Consider the following 23,003-nt stretch of genomic DNA (forward strand, 5'->3'; position numbering starts at 1 on the left):
AATGGAGATTGTTATGATTAAATATCTAAGTATGATAGGAGAACAAACCATCCAAATTTCGGTTCCCAGTGCTAAGTATATAAAAATCCAAAAGCTTTTTAATAGTATAAATAGTACAAACCAATTAACCAATATAAAAGTGAAAATCAAATTTGGTTATGGTGAGTCATTTACCGATTATCAGGTCTCTATCAAAAAGGACGCGAACAAAATCACCTTCCGAAGATCCGACTACCTAATAGAATCCACCCCAGACTACACATCAGCTACTATCCACGTCCACGACGAACTAGCCTTAAAGCATGCCCTAATGAATCTCTACAGCTCCTACATCGTCTATCACAACTGGGGCTTGTTAATTCATTCATCCTGCGTAATCGAGGATGGCAGGGCGCATATCTTTGCCGGCCATTCGGGAGCGGGGAAGTCGACGGCGGCGAGGCTGTCCGAACCTCGTAATCTTTTATCGGACGAAGCAACAATAGTTAAAATCTCTGAGGGTGAGATTACTATTTACGACTCACCTTTCCGCAGTGAATTACAATCCACAGGTTATCAACAGCCAAGACCATTATCAGGCATCCAGCTCCTGCACCAGGCAGATAGAAACATACTGGAAAAGGTGCGGAAACCTGATGCACTTTTATCGCTAATGGATAAGGTGTTCTACTGGAGCCATGATCCGGCTGAGACGCAACGGATAATGGGGTTGTTGCGGACTTTGGTTGAGAGGGTCCCGGTATATGAGCTGTATTTTCGTAAAGATCCTACATTTTGGGAGCTGATTTCATAATGGTTCAATTTATTCAAAAAAATAGTTTTGAGGCTACCCAGATTGAGGATGAGTGGATTATTCTGGATACTGATCAGTATACGGTCACGAGGCTGAACGATCTTGGAGGATTCTGCTGGCTGAAGCTTGGTGAGGCTCAGACGGTGGATAGTTTGCACATGGCTATTGATCAGGAGTACGGGGCGGAATGTGAGAAAGATGCTATTGATAAATTCTTAGTTGATTTGAAGAAGTGCGGACTGATTCGTCATGCTGTTTGATCAGGAAACGATCCGCTTTTTAAAGGTTGCGATTGAAAAGGACGGCTACCTTGAACTGCCTGCCCATGGGAACAGTATGTTTCCACTGATCCAGAGAGGGGATGTATGCATATTCGTGCCATGCAGCCCTGGTTCTTTGGTGAAGGGAGATATTGTATTATTCAACACAGGTGAAGGACAATTGATTGCTCATCGGTTTATCCGCAAGGAAGCAAACCTTTACATTTTCAAAGGGGACACTAATCTGGGATATGACTTGCCTGCTACACCTGAACAAATCATTGGAAAGCTTTCTTCTATTAAAAAGGAAAGACATGATATCTCCATGCAAAACTCCTCTGCCAGACTATGGGGAAATCTAATCATGGCCCTGCCTGTCCTGTCAGGAATCCTTCGAAAATATCTTAACTGGAAAACTCATTATGCAGAAATGTGGAGTACGCTATGGCGAAAGTTAAACAGCTTATAACGATTGCGAATCAATACTTTTCAATGAAGGATATCCGTAAAACCTTTTCGATGTTGAAGCCGTTTTTTCTCAAACATTGGAAGGCTTATTCGGCACTCCTTTTTTTATTAGGTTTCGATATTTTCTTTACAATTGCTTTTGCCTGGTTTTTCGGGAACATTACCGATGCGGCGATTCGCAGTGATTTTGAGGAGTTGAAGAGGCTGATTCCGATCGGGATTGGACTAACTGTTCTGAATATCATTTCGAATTTCTGTGATATTTATTTTGAAACGATTGCTTCTAATGGCTTAAAAAAGGATTTGAAGGAATATTTATTTAAGCATATTCTCAACCTGCCTGCAGGTGTTGCCTCTAATCTTCGTTCCGGGGATCTACTTTCGTATTTTACCAATGACATTCATAGCATTGATGGTGTCACTGGCAGCAGCTTGATTAATCTAATTCGTCTGCCGCTAACCTATATTGCTGTCCTCATTTATCTCTTCCAAATAAACTGGGTTTTATCCATGATAAGTATCCTGATCGCTCCGATAGCGATTGTCGCGGGCGCGGGATTTGGCTTGCTGCTAAAACGGAATGGGCGCAAGCTACATAGTTTGATTGCTCAGATCAATAATACTTTAAGTGAAACTTTTCAGGGCTTCCAAGTCATACGATCTTTTACTCTTGAAAAGAAGGTCTTTGAAAAATTCACTCGTGAAAACGATGATTATTTTAAATTAGAGCTTGAGAATGCGAAGCTGCAGGCTGGTATTATTCCGGAGTACCTGATTAGTTCTGTTGTTTTCCTGACTTGTCTGTCGCTCGGTGCTTATTTTGTCTACCAAAAAGAAATGTCGGTTGGTTCTTTATTGACTTTTACCAATCTCGTTGGCTATCTTGTTTATCCGCTGACTGGCCTGGCGGGACAATGGGCAGGTTTCCAGAGATCAATCACTGCCATTGAGAGAATCATTGAATTGGTCGAAAAACCTGTCGCTTCTTTAGAACTAGCAGCTTACTCGCCTGTAAAATCAAACATGAAATCTTTAGAGTTTAAGAATATTACTTTCAGTTACGATGAAAATAAAATGATTTTTCAAACTTAAGTTTGAAAATGCCACCAGGGAAAATGATTGCTCTCGTAGGTCCAAGCGGTGCCGGGAAGACGACGTTGTTCAATCTGCTTCAAGGTTTTTACCAGCCGCAATCAGGAAAAATTTTGATTGATGGAATTCCTACTGAAGAAATGACACTATCTGAGTTAAGAAGCTCCATTGCCCATGTGCCACAGGAGACATTTCTATTTGCCGGTTCCATTCGTGAAAACCTGTCATTGGCTAGAGAAGGTATTTCAGAGGTAGAAATGATAGAGGCGGCAAGACAGGCCTGCATCCATGACTTCATAATGGGACTCCCTCAAGGATATGATTCGGGGATCGGTGAACGGGGGGTTAAACTGTCAGGCGGTCAAAAGCAGCGTATCGCCATTGCAAGGGCCATTTTAAAGGATGCACCAATCCTGCTGCTGGATGAAGCGACATCTGCTTTGGATAGTCATACTGAATCTGAGGTAAAACAAGCACTCGAGCATTTAATGAGCGGAAAGACGACAATCGTGATTGCCCACAGGCTATCCACAATCCAGAATGCTGACCAAATTATTGTGCTGGATGAAGGGGAACTAGTACAGACGGGCACTCATGAGGAGTTGATTTCAGAAAATGGTCTTTACAGAAAGTTGAATTCATCTGTACTGAAGCCTAAAAAGTCTGAACATCTATACTTGGTATCTAAGTGAATGGAGTTTTGAAAAATGATGAATCAATTGGTATCAGCACTATATAAGAATAAAATCGAGTTGCCAAGTGATGAAGCCTATTATGAGCAGCTTTTAAAAAATCAGGATATAGACTCAATCGCCCCTCAGGTCTATCATCTATTGAAAAGCAAAGGTAAGCTCGAACAAGTACCAGACTTTTTCTGTCAATATCTAAAAGAGCAGTACTTTCAAACCATGCAGCTTAACTTATTTGTTAAGCACGAAACCTCTCAGATTCTAAATGCATTCGAAGAGCGAGGTATGGAAGTCATTCCTCTAAAGGGTGTTGGCTTTGCTGAATCCTATTTCGGAAACTTGGGTGCAAGGAAGACGTCAGATATCGATCTACTGGTTAAGGATTATGACATTGAAGCAGCTGTGGAATTAGTAAAACAACTAGGATTTACAGTTGAAGAGGAAAGAATTCCTGGACATTTTCATTGCAGTTATAGCAAACAGCTTCCAGGATCAGAGATTCCTTTGGTGGTTGAACTGCATTGGTATTTACTGAAGGAGTCCACGGCGCAATTCAATATTGAAGAATTCTGGCAGGCATCGAAGCCATCAGCTCAATACCTGTTTGTTAAAGAGCTATCTAGTCTTCATGTCTTTTACATGATTATTCTGCATGGATGGCGTCATAATCTCGACTCTTTAAAATACCATCTCGATATTATTCAGTTGATTCATTTTTTAAAGGATGATATAGACTTTCATCTATTGATAAACATAGCGGAAAAGCACCAAACCAAAAAAAGGGTTATCCGGACGCTCTCGTCAGTATATCAAGAGTTTCCTTTTCTAGATTGTAACAAGCCTTTCCCTTACAAGTCAGACAGGAAGTACTTGGAGTTTAGTCATAAAAAGAATGAAAGCAGCTTTTACAAGAAATATACAGATTACATTGACTATCAATATTTTAGTTATGACACTGCAAGTCATACAATGAAGGAAATACTTGCAACGATTCTTCCGGTCAAGAAATAGTGTTATGAGTTGAGTTGAGTGGGAATAATAATATGAAAAAGGAAGGTGAAGCACACTTGGTCCTGTTATTCTATTATCTTTCCCTTCTCAACCTTGTCGACGCAGCCCTTACCGTTGCCGGGATCGAACGTTCAATAATTACTGAAGCCAACCCATTGATGGAGAGAATCTATTCAATAGACCTTAGACTATTCATAATACTTAAGCTTTATCTATCTGTTACTTTATTGTTGTTTATAATGTATAAAAAAGTCCCACAGTCAAGGTTGGTTAAAGGTATAACACTGTTTGCAGCTGCAAGTTATACCACAGTCATTTGCTTGCATGGTTTCTGGCTGGTCCAGAGTGTGTGACCAGTCAGCCTCTTTATACCCCCTCGAAAAAAGTTCATTTCTTTTTACTATTTTCATATTCAGAAACAATTTTAACAGGCGTATAATTTCTTATATTAATAAGAAAGAAGGCGTATCAAACATGTTTTAAACCCTGAAGCGTGAGTTGCTGGCCGGGATTACGGTTTCGGTTGTTGCGCTGCCGCTTGCGTTGGCTTTTGGGATGCAGGCGACGGGTAATTCGGATGGGGCCATCATTGGTTTGTATGGTGCCATCATCACTGGTTTTTTGCGGCTTTGTTTGGCGGGACGAAGGGGCAGGTTACGGGTCCGACTGGTCCGATCACAATAATCTTTACTGGAATTGTGGCGACTCAGGGGCTGGAGTATGCGTTCATTGCCGCGATTATGGGTGGGATATTTCAGATTGTATTTGGGCTACTTAATGCAGGCAATTATTTAAAATTTATTCCCTTGCCGGTGGTCAGCGGTTTTATGAACGGGATTGCCATCATCATTATCATGGGGCAGCTGCAGTATGTGACGGGCAGCTTTTTAGTCGTGCTGTTGACGATTGTCTTTATGCTGGTTGCGATGAAATGTATTAAGATTATCCCTCCAAGCTTGATGGCACTGATTTTAGGAACAGTGACGTTAATCCTTTTGGGAAAAGTGGTTCCTGCCGTTCATTTTACACTGTCATTTATCAATGATTTTATTTTCTTTGACAGCGCAAAAAGGATTGGGGAGATTCCGAAAGGCCTGCCGCAACTTCACCTGCCGATTGCTGATTTGGGTGTCATCATCCAGTTGATTCCAGCAGCGTTAAGCATTGCGGTTCTTGGATCAATTGACTCTTTGCTGACATCGGTTGTCATGGATAATATGACAGGTACTAAGCACAAGAGCAATAAAGAGTTAATTGGACAGGGATTAGGTAACAACCTGGCTGGATTATTCGGTGCTATGCCGGGTGCCGGGGCGACAGTCAGGTCAGTAGTCAATTTACGAAGCGGGGGCCAGACTGCTTTATCAGCAATGGTTCACAGTATAGCTTTGCTGCTGTTCATGCTTGTTTTTGGCCCGCTAGCAGAAGAAATTCCACTTGCAGTGCTAGCAGGGATTTTAATCATGACAGGAATTACAATGTTCGATTATGACAGCTTGAAAATCCTTAAGGATGAGCCTCGCACGGATGCAGCAGTCATGCTGGTGACAATGATTTTAACAGTGGCCATTGACCTTATGGTTGCGGTTGGTGTCGGAATCGTAATGAGCGCGTTGATTTTCATGAAGCGGATGAGTGAGGAAGGCTTCAAGATTAATAATAAAACGGATAATGGTTTAAAGGTATATAGCCTGGAAGGACCACTTTACTTTGGGGCTACAGAGCTAATAACCAAGACAATTAGTTCGGATAGCAGTCCTGATATAGTTATAGATATAGAAAAAGTAACGGTTGTTGATGCTTCCGCTGCACTGCCTCTGCTGCAGCTAAAGGAACAACTGAAAGAGAGAGATCAGAATCTTTACCTTGTCGGCAACGACCTTGACCTTGGCGGGATCCTGCGGAAGATGAATATATTCCATGAATTTGGCACAACCGGACACTTTGAAACCCAAGAAGAATTAATCACGTATTTAAAGTTTAATAACAACCTAGTTCAGGGAGCCTGAGTAAAATCAGGTTCCGTGTTTTTTTTACAATACTGTTGCCAAATCGCTGCAACTGGCGTCCAGAGCGCGAATTCCTTGTAGCCTGACTTGTCAATAAAATAGGCCGCCGGATAGAATGCGGTGAAACCGTAAGGAATAACAGCTGCGTCCGCTGCCCGAAGACCGCTCCAATGTTGACTGCGTTCTTCTGATGGTTTTCATTGTCTGCTGCGTGCTTGCCTATGCATTTTGGAATAGAGGCTTGAAGGCTTTCGCGAGTACGGGCAGTTAAGCAAAAAGCAACCCGTAAAATATAGGGGATTATCAGATAATACGTTCGTTTTCTGATTGCCCCTGGGACTTCTGTCGGGTATGATGGAAATAAATAGGTTGATAGGGGGCCATGATAATGGAAAACAAGTCGGTCAGAGAAGTATGGCAGGAAATCGAAAGGGTCATGAAAGAAAGGCCAGAGCCGATTCAAGGCATGAATGTTGTTTATCAGTATGATATCTCAGGCGACGACACCGGTACGTTCCAGCTATTCATTTCTGACGGAACTGTCCGTGTGGTTGAAGGAATGGAAGGCACTCCAGATTGCACCCTGAAGCTTTCAGACAAAAACTTCAAGAAGATGATCATGGGCAAACTCAACGGAACAGCCGCCTTCATGACAGGAAAACTTAAAATCCAAGGCAGCATGGGACTCGCACTCAAACTCGAAGGAATCCTCAATGAATACAATCTAAGCGAAACAGCTTAACAACAAAGGACCAGGCGGATGAAGCCTGGTCCTTTCCCATTCCATAAAAAATTCCTTTAACAACATAAAAAATATTTATTGAAAATTTACCGCACTATGAGACAAAAAGTAACAAGATATGACACATCCTGATATAATAAGGCTATCAAGTTTAAGATTTAAGGAGATTCAAATGAATCCACTCAAAAAAAATTCGGTTTTAGTATATGAAGAAGTAAAAGCAGTTAAGTTCTTTTTGTGGACTTTTTATATTATTTTATTTGCATATGATATGGCTTACTATTTCCTGTTACCTTATTACAATGGCTCTAGGGTTGGTTTTCCTGAAGGCGGTATGGGATTCGTTATGCACTTTCTTCTCTTGTTATTGCTCCCTGTTGCAATTTATTTCATAAGAAAAGGCACACCGGAAAAAATCAAATATATGTATATTTTTAGTTTCATGCTCCTCGATATTATTAATAATGCCATGATTTTCTGGGATAATGATAAGGAATTTACAGGCGGGCATATTCTCGAGATCTACTTTATTTTGTTCTCGCCAATATTTGTTAATAAACGATTTTTCCTGGTGACGTCAATTGGATTTTTTGTTAAATATCTTCTGGATGGAATCTTGTTCAACTCCAATAATGTAATTTTTCCAATTGCTCTTATTATTTTTATCTCATCAATAACATGGGTGCTGTTATCAAGATTCCAATCCTATATAACAGCAATAACATCCATTCATGATGACTTGAGGCAGAAGGAGAAATTAGCTGTTATTGGCCAAATGGCAACAGCTATTGCACATGAGATAAAGAATCCGTTATCCTCATTAAAGGGCTTCACACAGCTCCAGCAGGAGAAAGACAAAGATGACGATCACTATTATCCTATTATGCTAAGTGAAATTGACAGGATAAACTCGATCGTCACAAACCTCTTGATTTTAGGTAAGCCTAATACCGCCGAGAAAAGTACGAAAAATTCGAGAGAAATAATTGAGTATGTTCTTGTGGTAATTGAACCTCATGCCGATAGAATGAATATTAATATTGAGTTGGATCTTGCCGATAGTCCTGGTTTAATATGTGACGAAAATCAATTAAAGCAGGTATTCATTAATTTAATCAAGAATGCGATGGAATCAATGCCAGATGGAGGAACAGTAAAAATTACATCTCAAGTTAAAGATGGAATTGCCACGGTATCCATTCGGGACGAAGGTTGTGGCATTGAACCCGACAAATTACAGAAGGTCGGTGAACCATTCTATACAACTAAGGAAAACGGTAATGGTCTGGGTTTGATGGTGACTAAGAAGATAATTGAAGAACATAATGGACAATTTGAGATAAAGAGCGAACTAAACAAGGGTACGACTGTGGAGGTAAAACTCCCAGTCTACCTTTAAACCTAATAAATAAACCAAAAGGACTATTCTTTGAATAGTCCTTTTGGTTTATAATGGGGTAAAATGTCACTTTTAGTAGAAAGTTTAATAGGTATAAATACTCATCTTTTTGATTAGGAGTTTATAGGCTATTAATTTAGCATTAAATTGGGCGATAACAAGGGTAGCATAGTTGAACGAACGAGAGGTACCAATATGTATAACGAGAAATTTAATCAAACATTCATTTATGAAGAGCAAAGAGCATTGAAGTGGTTCTTGGTTTTATTTTATACAGTCTATCTAATATATGAAGTGTTTTATCATAGCTTTTATAAGAACATAGACTTAAACTTACCACGAGAAAGAAATTATTGGGTCTATATTTGGCTAATTATTGTTTTACCGATTTACATTTTATTGAAAAGGAAAGAAGAAATTTACATATTTAAATACGTTTTTATAATTGGATACTTTCTTACATCAATATTAAGTGAAATTTTCATTTATTCAAGAAGTAATCTCGAATATCAAAGTGGAAACGCCGTAGAAGTCATAGCTGTATTATTTACTCCATTTTTTGTTAACACACGTTTTTTTAGGGTAGTAACCGGCACTTTAATTTTTAAATATGCTTTTTTTGGATTTTATCTAGATTCCGAAAATACAATTGGGCCTATCGTGTTGGTATTAATATTGAGTGGGATAGCTTACTTAATTTTAATTCGCTTTCAAAGCTATCTAAAAGCCATTAAAGAATCCTTTGATTATCAGTTGCAAGGTATTGTTAAGGGAGTAATAGCTACTATTGAATTAAAGGATCCATATACGAGGGGACATAGTGAGCGGGTAGCACATTATGCTCAAACTTTAGCCAGAGAGACGGGTAGGTTCTCTCAAGAAGAACTAAGTGCATTTAACTACGCTTGTTTATTGCATGATATTGGAAAGGTTAATATACCTGACTCTATTTTAATGAAGCCAGGAAAGCTCTCGAAAAGTGAGTTTGATGTAATCAAAACACATCCTTCGGTTGGTGCGGATGCAATCCTTAAAGTGAAGGGTCTAGAAAGTAGTATAGCTGTTATAATGTCCCATCATGAAAGGTGGATGGTAAGGGATATCCAGAAAGTCTTAAGGGAGATTCAATACCATTTTTAGCACGGGTTGTTTCTATTGCAGATGCTTTTGATGCAATGACATCATCAAGGTCCTATCGGAACGCACTCACTGTTGATGAGGCATACACTAGAATAATAGATGGACAGGGATCTCAATTTGATCCTCAATTAGTAGAATTGTTTAAAAAGATCTTCCCTAAATGGGTTCAATATCATCAGAGTTACGATTGGTCTACTACCCTTTCAAGTGAAGATTATAAATATAGAGAGGAGGTAACAGGATGAAGATTCGCAAACTAAAAAAAGTAAAGACTACTTGCTGGTGGTGCATTCTTTTATAATAGTATTAGAAAGGGATCAGCTTTATAGCCTGATTCCTTTCTTTAAACTGGAGGCTTATATGGGAATTACCTATGCTTCAGAAATATCATTGCTTCCCCTAAAAGTGAGAAAAGATAAACATCATTATATTGTGGAGGATGAAGCTACAGGAGATTTCTACGAAATGCCAGAGGTTTGTATTACGGCTATAGAGCTATTGAACGAAGCAATTCCTCTCATGGAAATTGAAAAGTCCTTGAATGACTGGTATCCGAATGAAGATATTGACGTGATGGGATTTATTAATCAACTCTTAGAACTTGAATTGGTGAAAGAAATTGATGGTATACCTATCCAAAGAAGTTATGTGAATCATTCTAACTCTACCTTTACCAGGATTCCAAAAAGCCTAGGCCACTACTTTTTCAACTCAATCAGTTCAAAGCTGTACTTTCTTTTACTCATAGCAAGTACAGGGTTAATCCTGTTTAATCCAGATTTATTCCCGCGCTACTCGGATATTTTTGTATTTGACCTGATGTTCCAAAATGTCCTGGCCTTGCTTGTAATTAGCTTTGTCCTTGTAATCCTCCACGAATTCGGCCATGTGCTTGCCGTCCGGTCCGAAGGGTTGCCTGCAAAAATAGAGGTGGGGAACCGTCTGTTTTTTGTGGTGTTGGAAACGGATATGTCCCAGGTTTGGAAACTGCCTGCTGAAAAGAGAAATAAGCTATTCCTTGGTGGGATGTATTTTGATATCGTCGTTTTGTTCCTGGCATTGGCATCCCAGATTTCTGTGACCGAAAATAGCCTGACAATGGGTATATTGAAGCTGGTCGTGCTGAACACATTCATCCGCCTAATCTTTCAGGCTGCTGTGTTCATGAAGACCGACCTGTACTATGTCATTGAAAACCAAACTGGCTGCTACAATCTGATGGAAAATGGGCGTAACTTCTTAGCGAAATGGCTGCCTTTTCTCAGGGTGCCAGAAACGGAAACATTCGCCGGAGAAGAGAAATTCGTTCGCACATATGCCAGTTTTTATCTTTCAGGCATTTTACTTACATTAATCATCACTGCTTACTACTACATCCCGCAAATGATATTTGCTATTAATCAAATCATGCTGCCGGGATTCTTTGAACCAATCACCAGCATCCGTTTTTGGGATTCGGTTGTCTTTTTGCTGCAAATATTGTTAGTTTTAGGTTTATTGATTTACTCATGGACAAAGAAATATCGTTTTAGCAGTTAAAAAGACAGCCGAGTGGCTGTCTTTTAATTTTTAATAAGATTTAACGTAATCTATCAAAATCTCTTTATACTTTTCCAGCGATTCCAGTTCGACGAATTCGTCATCTCCATGCCAGTTTGCCCCGCTTGGCCCGAACTCGATTGCCGGTATTCCGTGTGCTGCGTAATACTGGGTGTCTGCTGCACCGTGCTGGCCGAAAATCACTGCTTCACCAGCAATATGCTTTTCCAAAACGGGTTTCAGCTGGGTGATGAATGGATCATCCCGCTTTGTCGCTACGGGGATTCCTTTAAGACTGACGGTAACTTTACCATCCGAGATGCTTTCGATTTGCTTCACAATCACATCGGCATCTTGTCCAGGAAGATAACGGATATCAAGGGACATGACACAATGATCAGGTACCTTGTTGAAAACTTCACCGCCCGAGATGATCGCTAGATTGATAGATGGTGATTGATAGAAATCCGAGCTTTCCTTTGTAAAAGGTAATTGAAGCAGCTTTTCATAAATTTGATAGGCTTTGACGATCGCGTTTTCACCTTCCCAAGGCCTGCTGCCGTGAGCCGACTTTCCGCTAACCTCGACTTCGATTCTTAAAACACCCCTTGCCTGTAGTGCGATTCCTAGCTGCGTCGGCTCAGAACAGATGACGAAATCACCGCGGTTGCCATTTTCGACTAGGTATCCGGTACAATTCATCCCGCCAATCTCTTCGTCCGAAACAATCTGAAGCTGGATTTTCACTCCGAGTTTTTGATTCTTCAATTTTTTCATCGCCACCATCATCGCGGCAACGCCCGCTTTCATATCAGCTGCGCCCCTCGCGTAGATCCGGCCATTCTTTTCAACAGGAATGAATTGTTCTTTTTTACCACTGACCACATCAACATGTCCATTGAATACGATTGTTTTATCACCCTCGCCAATCTCGCAGACCAGCATTTTATAGCCATTGTTTTCAATCAAATTCGGTTTTAATTCATGCTCAATGAGCCATTGCTTGCAGAACTCTACCGCCTGATTGGCACCTTCTTTCGTGGAGCTGTCAATCAGGATTAATTCTTTCAATAATTCTTTCATAGTCCAAACACTCCTTGAAAAGGTTCTATAGTACATTACCACAGGCAGTGGAATTCAATCTTTAATGTAAATAGTACCAATTAACGTAGATTAATTCCTTAATTATTTTTAAGAAATCACTAATTTGTTGCTAGTCCATTCGAATCAAATTTAGAGACACGAAGAAAATTTCCCAATATAAAACTTTATTAAAATAGTTTCATTTACTCTTACATTTGAGATGAAAACAGGATGAATGATGCAGTTTCTTTTTAAAATTAAGTTTTTCAGGCGTAAAACAGCTGACTTTATAGATAAATATTACTATATTTTAAAAATTTACAATATTTTAAAAGGTTGCTACAATTCAAATCAGAGTCTTCAGAAAATATGAAAATTCGAAACTTGGAAAATAGCAGGGGGTTATCTTTTTGAAGAAGAAAAGTTCGTTAAAGGTTCTTTCTAGCGTGGCAGCTAGTGCTGTCTTCGCTTCTACTTTATTTGCAGGTTCGTTTGCTGGACCAACTGCAGCTCCTAAGAGTGTAGCAGCTGCAACAGCTCCTGAGTCTGCACCAATCGATTTACACATCGTTGACCAGGATCGCCTGGCAAAGGCTCTACAGGAGCGAGGCCTGATTGCGAAAGGCGCTTCTCCGGAAGAAGTCAACAAAGCGGTAACAGAATATATCAAGAAGAAGCAGGGTACTAAAGCGGGCAAGACGGATAAGCACACTGCTGAGGATGAGATGGCCAAGAAGTCAAAGGACTTTTTGACAAAGCAAAAGGACAAGCTGACTAAACAGCTTGAAAAAGGGCATGACAACTTCAAAGCAGGCAAGCCAACAGGCTACGCGAAAGTAGATCCTGCGAAACAGGCTGCTTACAATGGTACAGTCAGGGAAGACAAAGTTCTTGTTCTTTTGGCTGAATTCGCAGACTTCAAGCACAATAGCATTGAGCAAGAAGAAGGCTATATGTACTCAGATGACTTCAGCCGTGAGCATTATGAAAAAATTCTGTTCGGTGACGAAGAGTTTACAATATTCAATGGCGAAAAGGTACAGACATTCAAGCAGTATTATGAAGAACAGTCTGGCGGCAGCTACACAGTTGACGGACATGTTACTGATTGGGTCACTGTACCTGGCAATGCTGCTGACTACGGTGATGACAATCCTGAAGGCGGTCATGATAATAATGGTGAAGATGGACCGCGTGATTTTGTAAAAGATGCATTAGCAGCAGCAGTAGCTAATGGCACAGATCTTTCCGAGTTCGACCAGTTCGATCTTTATGATCTGGATGGCGATGGAGATCAAAACGAGCCGGACGGTCTTGTTGATCACTTGATGGTCCTTCATGCAGGTGTCGGCCAGGAAGCTGGCGGCGGAGCTTTAGGTGACGATGCAATCTGGTCACACCGCTGGGTCTTGGATGGAGTTCATGCAGTAGACAATACAACTGCAGAGGTTAATTACTGGGGCGGCAAAATGGCAGCATTTGACTACACAATCGAGCCTGAAGATGGAGCGGTTGGCGTATTTGCACACGAATTCGGTCATGACTTAGGCCTTCCAGATGAGTACGACACACAGTACACTGGACAAGGCGAGCCAGTTGCATCATGGTCAATCATGAGCGGCGGCAGCTGGAATGGAGCAGTAGCAGGGACAGAGCCTACGAGCTTCTCTCCACAGAACAAAGAATACTTCCAGAAGATCATGGGCGGCAACTGGGCTAACATTACGGAAGTAGATTATGAAGACATCGACGAAAATGGTCTGACAGCAGTCATCGACCAGAGCGTTACGAAGTCAAAGAATAACGGTATTGTAAAAGTGAACCTACCATCTAAAAAGGTTCAAGCATTGAGCCAGCTTTCGGTGAGAAGTACTACTACAGCACAAAAGGTGATGACCTGCACACTGCATTGGAAACACCTGTATTCGATCTGACAGCGGCAACTTCAGCTACTTTCGACTACAAAGCATGGTACGAAGTAGAATTCGATTATGACTATGTATTTGTAAATGCAGTAACAGAAGATGGTACAGAAGTTGAGTTGGATGTAATCGGAGACGAAAACACTGCTGGCGGCATGGAAACGACTCAAGGCGAATGGGAAGACAAGTCTTATGACCTAAGCCAGTTCGCAGGACAGAAAGTGAAACTGACTTTTGATTATGTAACTGACGGCGGTCTTGCTCCAGAAGGTTTTGCAATGGACAACCTAAGCTTGACTGTTGACGGAGAAGTTGCTTTCTCTGACGATGCAGAAGGCGCTGAACAAGTGACTCTTGATGGCTTTATCTCAACAAACGGCTTGTTTGACAAAGATCACTACTACTACCTTGAGTGGAGGAACTACGCTGGCTCTGATAAAGCTTGATTGCCGGCCGCGGCGTGAAGTACAACACTGGTATGGTTGTTTGGTACGGTGACGACAGCTTTACAGACAACTGGGTTGGCGTCCACCCGGGCGAAGGCTTCATCGGGGTTGTTGACTCTCATCCAGAAGCAATCGTGGGCACGCTGAATGGCCAGGATTCTGTAAAGAGCAGCACGCGTTATCAAATTTCTGACGCAGCATTCTCACTGGATAAGGCACCTGCCTGGACAGTGGATTCTCCATCACGCGGAGTGTTTGACTACGAAGGACTTCCTGGTGTGACAACATTTGATGACTCTAATAAGTACATCAACGAACTGATTCCGGATGCAGGTAAAAAGCTGCCTAACTACGGATTGAAGTTCCGGGTCATCGGCGAAGCGAAAGATAACTCTGCTGGTGCAGTTTGGATCCATAAATAAGAATGAATTTAAAGACATCGGGCGGTTTCTCGCTCGATGTCTTTTTGTAATTGGTAAAAATCAGTGTTTTTTTCCAATTCGCCAATAAAAATGGATTATCGCCAATATATTAAAATTTTCGCCAATAAAGTTGTGAAAACCGCCAATAAAATTAAATTTTCGCCATTAAAAAAATAAAAATCGCCAATAAAATCAAATCAGGCAAAAAACAATCTATAATAAAAGGTGCAAAACTCCATTTTTCAGGGGAATACTGGACTTATAATCGTGTTTTAGCTAGTATCAATACTAGAATGTTTAACTGAAGGAGAAAATCATGTCAGAAACTCAACTAATTATCGCACAATTGAAACCGTTCCTGCAGCAAGCCTGGGAGAAGGCTGGATTCAAAGCAATGACTTCTGTCCAGACGACGGCGATTCCATTAATAATAGAAGGAAAAGATGTCGTAGGGGAATCTCCGACAGGTACTGGAAAAACTTTAGCGTACTTGCTTCCTGTTTTAAATAAAATCGACGCTAATATGCAGAATACACAGGCAGTCATCCTCGCTTCGTCACAGGAGCTTGTCATGCAGATCCTCTCCGAAATCCAGAAGTGGGGAGAAGGCAGCGGTATCAAATCGGCGAGCCTTATCGGCGGAGCGAACCTAAAGCGTCAGATTGACAAGCTGAAAAAGAGCCCGCATATCATTGTAGGAACTCCCGGACGGACGAATGAACTGATCAAGCAGAAAAAGCTGAAAATGCACAAAGTCCATACAGTCGTCCTTGATGAAGGCGATCAGCTTCTAACCCAGGAGCATAATGAAACGGTAAAAAGTATTGTAAAGTCGACACTTGCTGACCAAAGACAGCTACTGCTATTTTCAGCAACTCTCCCGGAGACGGTTGAAAAGTCAATCAAGAGATTGGCGAAAGATCCAGAGATTATCAATGTGAAAAAGGACGAAACAATTGATGCTGCCAAAGTAGAGCATATTTACTTTGTCAGCGAGCAGCGTGACAAAATCAAAGTCCTTGAGAAGATTGCACGCCTGGATGGAACGAAGTCACTCGTTTTCATCAAGGATATCGCAAACCTGACCATCGCTGCTGAAAAACTGAAGTTCAAGGACATCAACGTCGGCCAGCTGCACAGTGATTTGGACAAGCAGGACCGTCAGCGTTATTTGAACAAGTTCCGGGACGGCAACAGCGAAATGCTGCTTGTCACCGAAGTCGCAGCACGTGGCTTGGATATTAAAGGTGTTACTCACGTTGTCCACTATGATTTCCCGAGAGAGCAGGACCAATATGTCCACCGCTCCGGACGCACAGGCCGATTTGGCGCGGAAGGGACCGTCATCTCAATCGTCAACGAACGTGAAGAACGCGATTTGAAAAGATTCTGCAATGCACTTAATATTACACCAGTGCAAAAAGAATTTTATGGTGGTAAAATTGTTGACCCAGAATAATTGTTTCGAAGCTATAGGACTTTTTCCTATAGCTTTTTTACTGCATTTAAAGGTTTTTTAGGATGAAAATCAGAATATATTCCGTAGATTATTTTTGAAGGCTCTGTTACAGCTGTTGAAATCAACAGCCGAAATTACATAGCCTTTTTGAAAGGAATTGTTGAACTTGAAAAATCCACGTCTAAATAAATTGATGGAAGAGTGGCTGCCTGAAGCGACAATTGATCTGATGCAGGAAAAAATGGAGAAGGCCGAGCTGTCTTCGCACGATCTTGTCCTGATGTACCAGGCCCGTATTGCTGCCTTTGATAAAATAACGAATTCAGTGCTTGAGTTGAATCCAGATGCCCTGCAGATTGCGGCCGCCCTGGATGCAGAACGAAAACAGAAAGGTCCAAGAGGCCCTTTACACGGCATTCCGGTCCTTGTAAAAGACAATATTGATACAAACGATAAAATGCATACAAGTGCTGGATCGCTCGCATTGAAAGACTCCTTTGCCCGGAAGGATTCCTTTGTTGCTGCGAAGCTGAGGGAAGCAGGCGCGGTCATTCTTGGCAAAACGAATATGACGGAGTGGGCAAATTTCATGGCAAATGGCATGAAGATTGGCTACAGTTCCCGCGGTGGCCAGGTGCTGAATCCGTACGGTCCAGGGAAATTTGATGTCGGCGGCTCAAGTGCAGGTTCCGGCGCAGCAATTGCTGCCAATTTGTCTGCAGTAGCGGTCGGAACAGAAACAGATGGTTCGATTTTAAATCCTGCTTCACAAAATTCACTGGTTGGCATCAAGCGACAGTTGGCCTGGTCAGCCGCAGCGGCATCATTCCAATTGCCCACACGCAGGACACGGCTGGACCGATGGCGAGAACAGTAAAAGACGCGGTTTACCTTTTAGAAGCGATTGCTGGCAAAGATCCACAAGACCCGGCAACGATGGTAACTTTACCTGAATTCGACCATGATTCTCTTTTCGATAGTCAAGCACTTAAAGGAACGAAAATTGCTGTTGCCAGGGAAGAGTATATTGGAAAATGGACTCAGGAACAGGAGCAAATTTTTCAAAAAGCGGTTGAAAAATTAGAAGAGCTTGGCGCCGAGGTAGTTGAAGCAGCAATCCCGGCAGCGAAGGCGACATGGGGCTATAAGGTTCTGAGTTATGAATTCAAAGCTGATTTGAATGCTTATTTAAATGGGTTGGCACAAATGTTCCTGTCAGGACGCTTGCTGACGTGATTGCATTCAATTATGAGCATGGAGAGAAAATGCTGAAGTACGGGCAGGAAGTGCTGTTGGAATCTGAAGCCACAAGCGGAACATTGAATGAAGCTGAGTACCTCGAAGAACTGGAGTATAACCTTTACATGGCGAGGGAGAAGGGAATTGACTATGCGTTGAAGGAGTATGGTGCCGATGCGGTACTATTCCCGATGGATGGCTCTACAATCGGCTCAAAAGCAGGATATCCATCCGTTACGGTCCCAACTGCTTTTACAAAAGAAGGAGAGCCAGTCGGTATCACTTTCACGGGTTCTGCCTTCAGCGAACCCTTGCTGATCAGGCTTGCCTATGCATACGAGCAGGCAACCAGGGTGCGCCGAGCGCCTGAACTAAGAATAAACGCCGGGGAAAAAATCCATACTACTTCATGAATCCATCAAAAGGAGCGAGGTAGAATGGGTAGACAAAAGCTCGGCAACGGAAACGCCCAGCGCAACAACAACAAGAAAAAAGGCAACAACACACCCGAAGAACTAGTCGAATTCACAACCGGCCAGAAAGAAAAGAAATTCAACAATCCGATTGATTAAACTACAGCAAAGTGCCCCGGCGATTCTTCGCCAGGGCACTTTTTATAGCTGTTTATATCAAAAACAGGATAAATTCCTATGAAATCAATCATAGATTGAGCCTATTCAAAAATTTATTGGCGAAAAATTAAATAATCGACCATATTTTAGAATAATTCGACCATATTTGAAGTTTTTTCGACCACATTTAGAAATATATTGGCGGATTTTTATTTTTTTCGACCACATTCAAGGATTATTCGGCCAACTGCTAATTCACAAGGTTTCTATCCCTTTATCAATGCCCGCCGCTCTTATCAAAGTTACTCCCCGAAACGTCGGCGACATTCTCAATCGCGACCAGCGCGTTCGGATCGATATCATCGACAACTGAGCGGAGTGTGGATAATTCAATCCGGCTGACGATGGTGTAGATGATTTTCTTTGGTTCGTTCGAAAAAACACCCTGGCCCTGGATATAGGTCATGCCACGGCCCAATTGCTTGAGCAAGGCTTCAGCGATTTCCTCAGGAACGTCGGAAATGATTGTGACTGATTTTAGCTCTTCCATCCCTTCGACGACAATGTCAATCATCTTGAAGGCGATGAAATAGGTGATGATGGAGTACATGGCCGTTTCCCAGCTGAACACGAGCAGAGCTGCCAGGATGAAGATGAACAAGTTCATGACCATGACGATCTGCCCGACAGAAACTGGGCGCTTTTTGCTGACAAGGATGGCGATGATCTCGGTTCCATCCAGTGCGCCGCCTGACCGGATGACCAAACCAACACCTGTACCAAGGATAACCGCTCCGATGATGGTTGCTAAAAATAAATCATCCGTCACAGGTTCAAAGTGGTGTAAATAAGCAGTCGCACCGGATAAAATAATGACTCCATATAAAGTGCGAAGCGTGAATTTCAAGCCCATCCTCTTATACCCGATATAAAGGAAAGGCAAGTTGAACAAAATCAGGTAAATACTCATCGAGATGTCAGTAAGCTCCGCCGCGATGATCGAAAGCCCGATGACCCCTCCGTCAAGAATCGCATTAGGAACAAGGAACATATCAAGACCGAATGCCGCGATAATTGCCCCGATCGTTATCGTCATAAGTTTTTTGATTTCTTTGACCACTCTTTTTTTCTTCTTTGCAGGCACCAAATATCCAACCCTTTTCTATTAATAATAACTTCTATGAATTAGTAATGTATGTACTATACTTATTGTATCAAAAATAAAGTATATCTGGTATTTTTACATTATATATCCATGATTAATAAAAGCGGTAATTGGGGTAATGAGAAGGGGAAGTTATTTGAAATTACGGAGGGGCTATTTTGGCTAACCAGGTTAAACATAAATCCAATAATCAGTCTGGTTCAACAAACAAGAAGAATCATCAGACTGGTAAAAATAACAGAAAGTCATATAGGAGAACCAATTCTAAGCCGCAAGAGATAGAAGATGACAGATTGATGCGGGTTGATGAATATAATCAAAAACATGATGGCAATAAAGGAAGCGGAAATGGGAAGCCGTCCAACCAATTAAAAAAAGAAAAAGTTAATTTTTCTTCTAAAAACCATAAAAGCAAGTCATCTTTCCAACAGGCTGGCAATGGAAATGGCAACTCATCCAAAAATTGGAACAGCAATGACAAATCATTTTCTAACCAATCCAAAAACGGCAACGGGAAAAATCGCAAGAATGATGGCGGTAAGAATTCAACCAATCAAAATCAGGAATCAGGCGCAAAAGCTTCAGAAAAGCACGACGTAAAGCATAAGGAGCAGTCCGGAAAATTTGAGACAGCTTTTAACAGGATTCATAAGGCTTTGAAAGAAATGGTGAAGGGGACAGACAGCGATGCCTTTGTCGAGCTTCTGTACTCCGGCTATAAAAATCATTCATTGGTGCGCAAGTATAAAAGTGAGCTGCACCAGTTTGCGAAGCTTCGGAATGCGATTGTCCATGAGCGTGTGAATGCGGATTATTATATTGCTGAGCCTCACATTGAGGTGGTCGAACGAATTGAGGAGATATGCAAGGAGTTTGAAAAGCCGCAGACAGCTTTATCGATTGCGACTAGCCCGGTGTTCTACTATTACGAAGATGCGTATCTTAAAGATGTTCTAAAGGTCATCAATAAGTTCGATTTTACAAGATTCCCTGTTTATGACAGATGATAAGTATATTGCCTTACTGACTTCAACGGAGATTATCCAGTGGATGGCGAAGCATTTTACCGACAGTGTGGTCCATTTTGAGGATGTCCGTGTAAAAGAGCTGTTAACGAAAGGGAAAAATTACTTTGTGACCTTTGTTGATGAAGATGCGTCTCTGTATCATATTGAAGAATTATTTGAACGCTACCATACAAGAGGCAAGAAACTGCAGGCGGTCATCATCACGGAAACGGGGGACCGCCACGGAAAGCCAATCGGCGTAATTACGCATGGGACTTACTTGACAGTGATCCGGAAGATTGAGTTCCCGGCGTGTGAACTGTTATTGACGAAAAGCCGGCGATCCCGAAGATTGACACACAAGAGCTCGAGCAGTTTATACACGAATAGTTCATTGACGATATCATGGCTAAATTGATATACTGCAGCTATTAAAACTATTTTTAAATCCGAAATAACTCTTATCCAGAGCGGCGGAGGGACAGGCCCAGTGAAGCCCGGCAACCTTCATGTTCATAATGAAAAGCGCTAAGTCCTTAAGATTGTATTCTGAAGATAAGAGAGGCTATGCGACAGAACCTCTCCTGATGTGGAGGGGTTTTTTAATATTTTAAAAGCAGGTGACAAAATGGCAAAAAAATTTGAAACAGAAGTACTTCATTCAATACATACGAAGCAAAAGGGAATCAAAAGCAAGGCGACACCAATTTATCAGACGTCTGCATTTACTTTTAATGATCTTGATGAGCTTGAGGGCTTTTATCAGGGAGAAGGAAACTATTTATATTCAAGGGTTGGGAACCCGAATACGGATGAACTGGGTCAATCCGTAGCGGCACTTGAACATGCGGAAGATGGAGTAGCAGCTTCCTCAGGCCTGGCTGCCATTTTAGCGGGGGTCCTGGCATTGGTGAAGAATGGCGATCATATCGTTGCAGCCGACGATGTATATGGCGGGAGCTTCCATATGCTGAAAGCCGAGATTGAACGCTTTGGAGTCGAGACGACATTTGTATCGTTTTCTGACCTGGACAAAGTCGAACAGGCAATCAAACACAATACGAAGATTCTTTACACGGAGTCCATCACGAATCCGCTTCTCCGTGTTGAAAAGTTAGAGGAAGTTATCGCGCTGGCTAAAAAAAGAAAACTCACCGTTCTGGTTGATAATACGTTCGCTACTCCGCTTCATGTCCGTCCGTTTTTACTCGGAGCCGACCTGGTTGTCCACAGCGCGACGAAATACATCGGCGGCCACAGTGATGTCACTTCAGGTGTCATCGTTGGCAAAAAAGAACTAATCGCAGAAGCACGGGCCAGAATCGTGAATCTTGGGGCGAACCTCAGCCCATTTGAAGCTTGGCTGACTTGCAGGGGATTGAAGACTCTGGCGTTAAGAATGAAGGCTCAATCTGAAAATGCAAGGTTGCTCGCTAACAGTCTGAGTGAACACCAAAATGTCTCGAAAGTATATTACCCCTTTGCTGAAGGTGAAAAAGGCTTTGGTGCGATCGTGACGATTGAATTGGCAGAACACGTGGATACGGACCAGTTTTTCAAGTCACTCGGATGGATTAAAATTGTGCCGACACTTGCGGGAGTCGAAACGACAGTCTCCCATCCCCTGAAAACCTCCCATCGAGCACTGCCTCCAGAGGCACAGGCAGAGCTTGGCATTACATATGGTTTGGTCAGGATTTCAGTTGGTATTGAAAATGCAGATGACATTATCGAGCAATTTGCAGCCGCACTTGCAGCGGCAGGCAAATAATTTGAGCTATGACTGAAGTGTCCTCCGTTTTCAATAAACTGTCTCCGTTTACTACAACGGCGAGTAATTTTTCTAAATAAGGTTTACACCTCCTGTATACGGGTATTTTTAAAAGGACTACTCGTCTAAAGGAGGCTTTTATTATGTTTGAACATGAGAAACATCTTGTTGGAGTATATGATAATGAGCAAGACGCAATCCAGGCTGTTGAGGACCTGAAGAGACAGGGATACTCAACCGATGATATTTCTGTTATCAGTAAAAACAAAGATGAGGTTCACGATGTCAACGAAGCTACCGGTACAAAGACTGAGGAAGGTCTTGCTGCAGGAGCGGCAACAGGCGGCGTATTAGGCGGCCTAACTGGCTTATTGGCAGGCATCGGAGCACTAGCGATTCCTGGAATTGGACCGATTGTCGCTGCAGGGCCAATCGCTGCGACACTTACCGGCGCGGCAGTAGGCGCAGGTGCTGGCGGTTTAGCTGGAGCACTGATCGGAATGGGTATTCCGGAAGATGAAGCTGATCGCTATGAAGGCTATGTAAAAGAAGGCAAGATTCTAGTTGTTGTCGAGCGCGACGAAAACAGAGTTGGATTGAATGATGACGCAACAACAGTTGGTTTAGACGGCACAAGGACTCGCAATCCAGTTGATGCACCGCTTACTTCGGACAACCCTGCCAACACTCGTTTTGATAACACACGCGACTTTTAAAAAATGTCATGAAAAGGGCTGCCAGTTATTTGGCAGCCCTTTTCATTTTATTAGAAAGT

General features: G+C 42.0%; 19 protein-coding genes, 4 pseudogenes and 1 riboswitch. Of the genes and pseudogenes, 21 read left to right on the plus strand and 2 right to left on the minus strand.

All coding sequences use genetic code 11. The annotated features are described in order from the left end of the window. Positions 1–13: 13 nt before the first annotated feature. The 13 genes and pseudogenes from JCM21738_RS03480 (at position 14) to JCM21738_RS03530 (ending at position 11,142) form a co-directional block, all read left to right on the plus strand. Positions 14–793 carry a hypothetical protein gene (locus JCM21738_RS03480; RefSeq protein ID WP_023625797.1) on the plus strand — a complete coding sequence of 260 codons (780 nt, stop codon included), beginning with the start codon at positions 14–16 and terminating at the stop codon, positions 791–793. Continuing rightward, complete coding sequence (locus tag JCM21738_RS03485; RefSeq protein WP_023625796.1) at positions 793–1,053, plus strand: PqqD family protein; 261 nt, start codon at positions 793–795, stop codon at positions 1,051–1,053. Before JCM21738_RS03480 ends, JCM21738_RS03485 begins: the two co-directional genes overlap by 1 nt. Continuing rightward, a complete protein-coding gene (locus JCM21738_RS03490) occupies positions 1,043–1,522 on the plus strand; it encodes a S24/S26 family peptidase (RefSeq protein ID WP_023625795.1) in 480 nt (159 codons plus the stop codon). Before JCM21738_RS03485 ends, JCM21738_RS03490 begins: the two co-directional genes overlap by 11 nt. Then, positions 1,498–2,613: an ABC transporter transmembrane domain-containing protein gene (locus JCM21738_RS25265; protein ID WP_243462877.1), complete on the plus strand. Its 1,116-nt coding sequence runs from the start codon at positions 1,498–1,500 to the stop codon at positions 2,611–2,613. The genes JCM21738_RS03490 and JCM21738_RS25265 overlap by 25 nt, the downstream gene beginning before the upstream one ends. A gap of 23 nt (positions 2,614–2,636) precedes the next feature. Continuing rightward, positions 2,637–3,305: an ABC transporter ATP-binding protein gene (locus JCM21738_RS25270; RefSeq protein WP_243462878.1), complete on the plus strand. Its 669-nt coding sequence runs from the start codon at positions 2,637–2,639 to the stop codon at positions 3,303–3,305. Positions 3,306–3,320: 15 nt separating this feature from the next. After that, a complete protein-coding gene (locus JCM21738_RS03500; protein ID WP_023625793.1) occupies positions 3,321–4,313 on the plus strand; it encodes a nucleotidyltransferase domain-containing protein in 993 nt (330 codons plus the stop codon). 32 nt (positions 4,314–4,345) lie between these two features. Next, positions 4,346–4,666, plus strand: coding sequence for a DUF5658 family protein (locus tag JCM21738_RS03505; RefSeq protein WP_023625792.1), 321 nt, complete (start codon positions 4,346–4,348; stop codon positions 4,664–4,666). Between the two features lie 133 nt (positions 4,667–4,799). Then, positions 4,800–5,803: pseudogene (locus JCM21738_RS25275) on the plus strand (SulP family inorganic anion transporter); the annotation flags it as partial. A 141-nt stretch (positions 5,804–5,944) separates the two neighbouring features. After that, positions 5,945–6,322: a sodium-independent anion transporter gene (locus JCM21738_RS25280; protein WP_243462882.1), complete on the plus strand. Its 378-nt coding sequence runs from the start codon at positions 5,945–5,947 to the stop codon at positions 6,320–6,322. A gap of 388 nt (positions 6,323–6,710) precedes the next feature. Next, positions 6,711–7,064, plus strand: a complete 354-nt coding sequence (locus JCM21738_RS03515; protein WP_023625790.1) for an SCP2 sterol-binding domain-containing protein — start codon at positions 6,711–6,713, stop codon at positions 7,062–7,064. A gap of 172 nt (positions 7,065–7,236) precedes the next feature. Then, positions 7,237–8,463 carry an ATP-binding protein gene (locus JCM21738_RS03520; protein WP_023625789.1) on the plus strand — a complete coding sequence of 409 codons (1,227 nt, stop codon included), beginning with the start codon at positions 7,237–7,239 and terminating at the stop codon, positions 8,461–8,463. A 195-nt stretch (positions 8,464–8,658) separates the two neighbouring features. Continuing rightward, positions 8,659–9,848, plus strand: a pseudogene (locus JCM21738_RS03525) (HD-GYP domain-containing protein). A gap of 115 nt (positions 9,849–9,963) precedes the next feature. Further along, the gene (locus tag JCM21738_RS03530) at positions 9,964–11,142 is read left to right on the plus strand and encodes a hypothetical protein (RefSeq protein WP_023625787.1); all 1,179 of its coding nucleotides are present in this window, start codon (positions 9,964–9,966) and stop codon (positions 11,140–11,142) included. A 30-nt stretch (positions 11,143–11,172) separates the two neighbouring features. On the opposite strand, the gene JCM21738_RS03535 is transcribed toward JCM21738_RS03530, so the two are convergent. Then, on the minus strand, positions 11,173–12,225 hold the full coding sequence (locus JCM21738_RS03535) for a M20 family metallopeptidase (protein ID WP_023625786.1): 1,053 nt from the start codon (positions 12,223–12,225) through the stop codon (positions 11,173–11,175). Between the two features lie 410 nt (positions 12,226–12,635). On the opposite strand from JCM21738_RS03535, the pseudogene JCM21738_RS03540 reads away from it, so the two are divergent. The 4 genes and pseudogenes from JCM21738_RS03540 (at position 12,636) to ypzF (ending at position 18,285) form a co-directional block, all read left to right on the plus strand. Continuing rightward, positions 12,636–15,015 (plus strand): annotated as a pseudogene (locus tag JCM21738_RS03540) (immune inhibitor A domain-containing protein). A 316-nt stretch (positions 15,016–15,331) separates the two neighbouring features. Continuing rightward, positions 15,332–16,474 carry a DEAD/DEAH box helicase gene (locus tag JCM21738_RS03545; RefSeq protein WP_023625784.1) on the plus strand — a complete coding sequence of 381 codons (1,143 nt, stop codon included), beginning with the start codon at positions 15,332–15,334 and terminating at the stop codon, positions 16,472–16,474. 166 nt (positions 16,475–16,640) lie between these two features. Further along, positions 16,641–18,126 (plus strand): annotated as a pseudogene (locus JCM21738_RS03550) (amidase family protein). A gap of 24 nt (positions 18,127–18,150) precedes the next feature. Further along, positions 18,151–18,285, plus strand: coding sequence for a protein YpzF (gene ypzF / locus JCM21738_RS26570; RefSeq protein ID WP_023625781.1), 135 nt, complete (start codon positions 18,151–18,153; stop codon positions 18,283–18,285). Positions 18,286–18,562: 277 nt separating this feature from the next. Here ypzF and JCM21738_RS03555 read toward each other — a convergent pair whose 3' ends face one another. Next, positions 18,563–19,429, minus strand: coding sequence for a YitT family protein (locus JCM21738_RS03555; protein WP_232215873.1), 867 nt, complete (start codon positions 19,427–19,429; stop codon positions 18,563–18,565). A 179-nt stretch (positions 19,430–19,608) separates the two neighbouring features. On the opposite strand from JCM21738_RS03555, the gene JCM21738_RS25290 reads away from it, so the two are divergent. From JCM21738_RS25290 to JCM21738_RS03570, 4 genes are all read left to right on the plus strand, one after another. Next, positions 19,609–20,457: a hypothetical protein gene (locus JCM21738_RS25290; protein ID WP_052019553.1), complete on the plus strand. Its 849-nt coding sequence runs from the start codon at positions 19,609–19,611 to the stop codon at positions 20,455–20,457. Further along, positions 20,447–20,875 (plus strand): CBS domain-containing protein, encoded by a 429-nt coding sequence (locus tag JCM21738_RS25295; RefSeq protein ID WP_052019554.1) that lies wholly within the window; start codon positions 20,447–20,449, stop codon positions 20,873–20,875. Before JCM21738_RS25290 ends, JCM21738_RS25295 begins: the two co-directional genes overlap by 11 nt. A gap of 40 nt (positions 20,876–20,915) precedes the next feature. Next, positions 20,916–21,019: riboswitch (SAM riboswitch) on the plus strand. Between the two features lie 66 nt (positions 21,020–21,085). After that, positions 21,086–22,228, plus strand: coding sequence for a trans-sulfuration enzyme family protein (locus JCM21738_RS03565; RefSeq protein WP_023625778.1), 1,143 nt, complete (start codon positions 21,086–21,088; stop codon positions 22,226–22,228). A gap of 143 nt (positions 22,229–22,371) precedes the next feature. Beyond that, on the plus strand, positions 22,372–22,944 hold the full coding sequence (locus JCM21738_RS03570) for a YflT domain-containing protein (protein ID WP_023625777.1): 573 nt from the start codon (positions 22,372–22,374) through the stop codon (positions 22,942–22,944). Positions 22,945–23,003 lie beyond the last annotated feature (59 nt).

The organism is Mesobacillus boroniphilus JCM 21738 (assembly GCF_000517385.1).
GTDB lineage: Bacteria > Bacillota > Bacilli > Bacillales > Cytobacillaceae > Mesobacillus > Mesobacillus boroniphilus.

Excerpts from the sequence above, each read along its gene's own strand:
- JCM21738_RS03490 (WP_023625795.1), top strand. The coding sequence starts at position 1,043 with ATGCTGTTTGATCAGGAAACGATCCGCTTTTTAAAGGTTGCGATTGAA.
- JCM21738_RS03500 (WP_023625793.1), top strand. The coding sequence starts at position 3,321 with ATGATGAATCAATTGGTATCAGCACTATATAAGAATAAAATCGAGTTG.
- JCM21738_RS25265 (WP_243462877.1), top strand. The coding sequence starts at position 1,498 with ATGGCGAAAGTTAAACAGCTTATAACGATTGCGAATCAATACTTTTCA.
- JCM21738_RS03535 (WP_023625786.1), bottom strand. The coding sequence starts at position 12,225 with ATGAAAGAATTATTGAAAGAATTAATCCTGATTGACAGCTCCACGAAA.
- JCM21738_RS03545 (WP_023625784.1), top strand. The coding sequence starts at position 15,332 with ATGTCAGAAACTCAACTAATTATCGCACAATTGAAACCGTTCCTGCAG.
- JCM21738_RS03515 (WP_023625790.1), top strand. The coding sequence starts at position 6,711 with ATGGAAAACAAGTCGGTCAGAGAAGTATGGCAGGAAATCGAAAGGGTC.
- JCM21738_RS03565 (WP_023625778.1), top strand. The coding sequence starts at position 21,086 with ATGGCAAAAAAATTTGAAACAGAAGTACTTCATTCAATACATACGAAG.
- JCM21738_RS03485 (WP_023625796.1), top strand. The coding sequence starts at position 793 with ATGGTTCAATTTATTCAAAAAAATAGTTTTGAGGCTACCCAGATTGAG.
- JCM21738_RS03530 (WP_023625787.1), top strand. The coding sequence starts at position 9,964 with ATGGGAATTACCTATGCTTCAGAAATATCATTGCTTCCCCTAAAAGTG.
- JCM21738_RS03480 (WP_023625797.1), top strand. The coding sequence starts at position 14 with ATGATTAAATATCTAAGTATGATAGGAGAACAAACCATCCAAATTTCG.
- JCM21738_RS03570 (WP_023625777.1), top strand. The coding sequence starts at position 22,372 with ATGTTTGAACATGAGAAACATCTTGTTGGAGTATATGATAATGAGCAA.
- JCM21738_RS25270 (WP_243462878.1), top strand. The coding sequence starts at position 2,637 with ATGATTGCTCTCGTAGGTCCAAGCGGTGCCGGGAAGACGACGTTGTTC.
- JCM21738_RS03520 (WP_023625789.1), top strand. The coding sequence starts at position 7,237 with ATGAATCCACTCAAAAAAAATTCGGTTTTAGTATATGAAGAAGTAAAA.
- JCM21738_RS03505 (WP_023625792.1), top strand. The coding sequence starts at position 4,346 with ATGAAAAAGGAAGGTGAAGCACACTTGGTCCTGTTATTCTATTATCTT.
- JCM21738_RS25280 (WP_243462882.1), top strand. The coding sequence starts at position 5,945 with ATGAGTGAGGAAGGCTTCAAGATTAATAATAAAACGGATAATGGTTTA.
- JCM21738_RS25295 (WP_052019554.1), top strand. The coding sequence starts at position 20,447 with ATGACAGATGATAAGTATATTGCCTTACTGACTTCAACGGAGATTATC.
- ypzF (WP_023625781.1), top strand. The coding sequence starts at position 18,151 with ATGGGTAGACAAAAGCTCGGCAACGGAAACGCCCAGCGCAACAACAAC.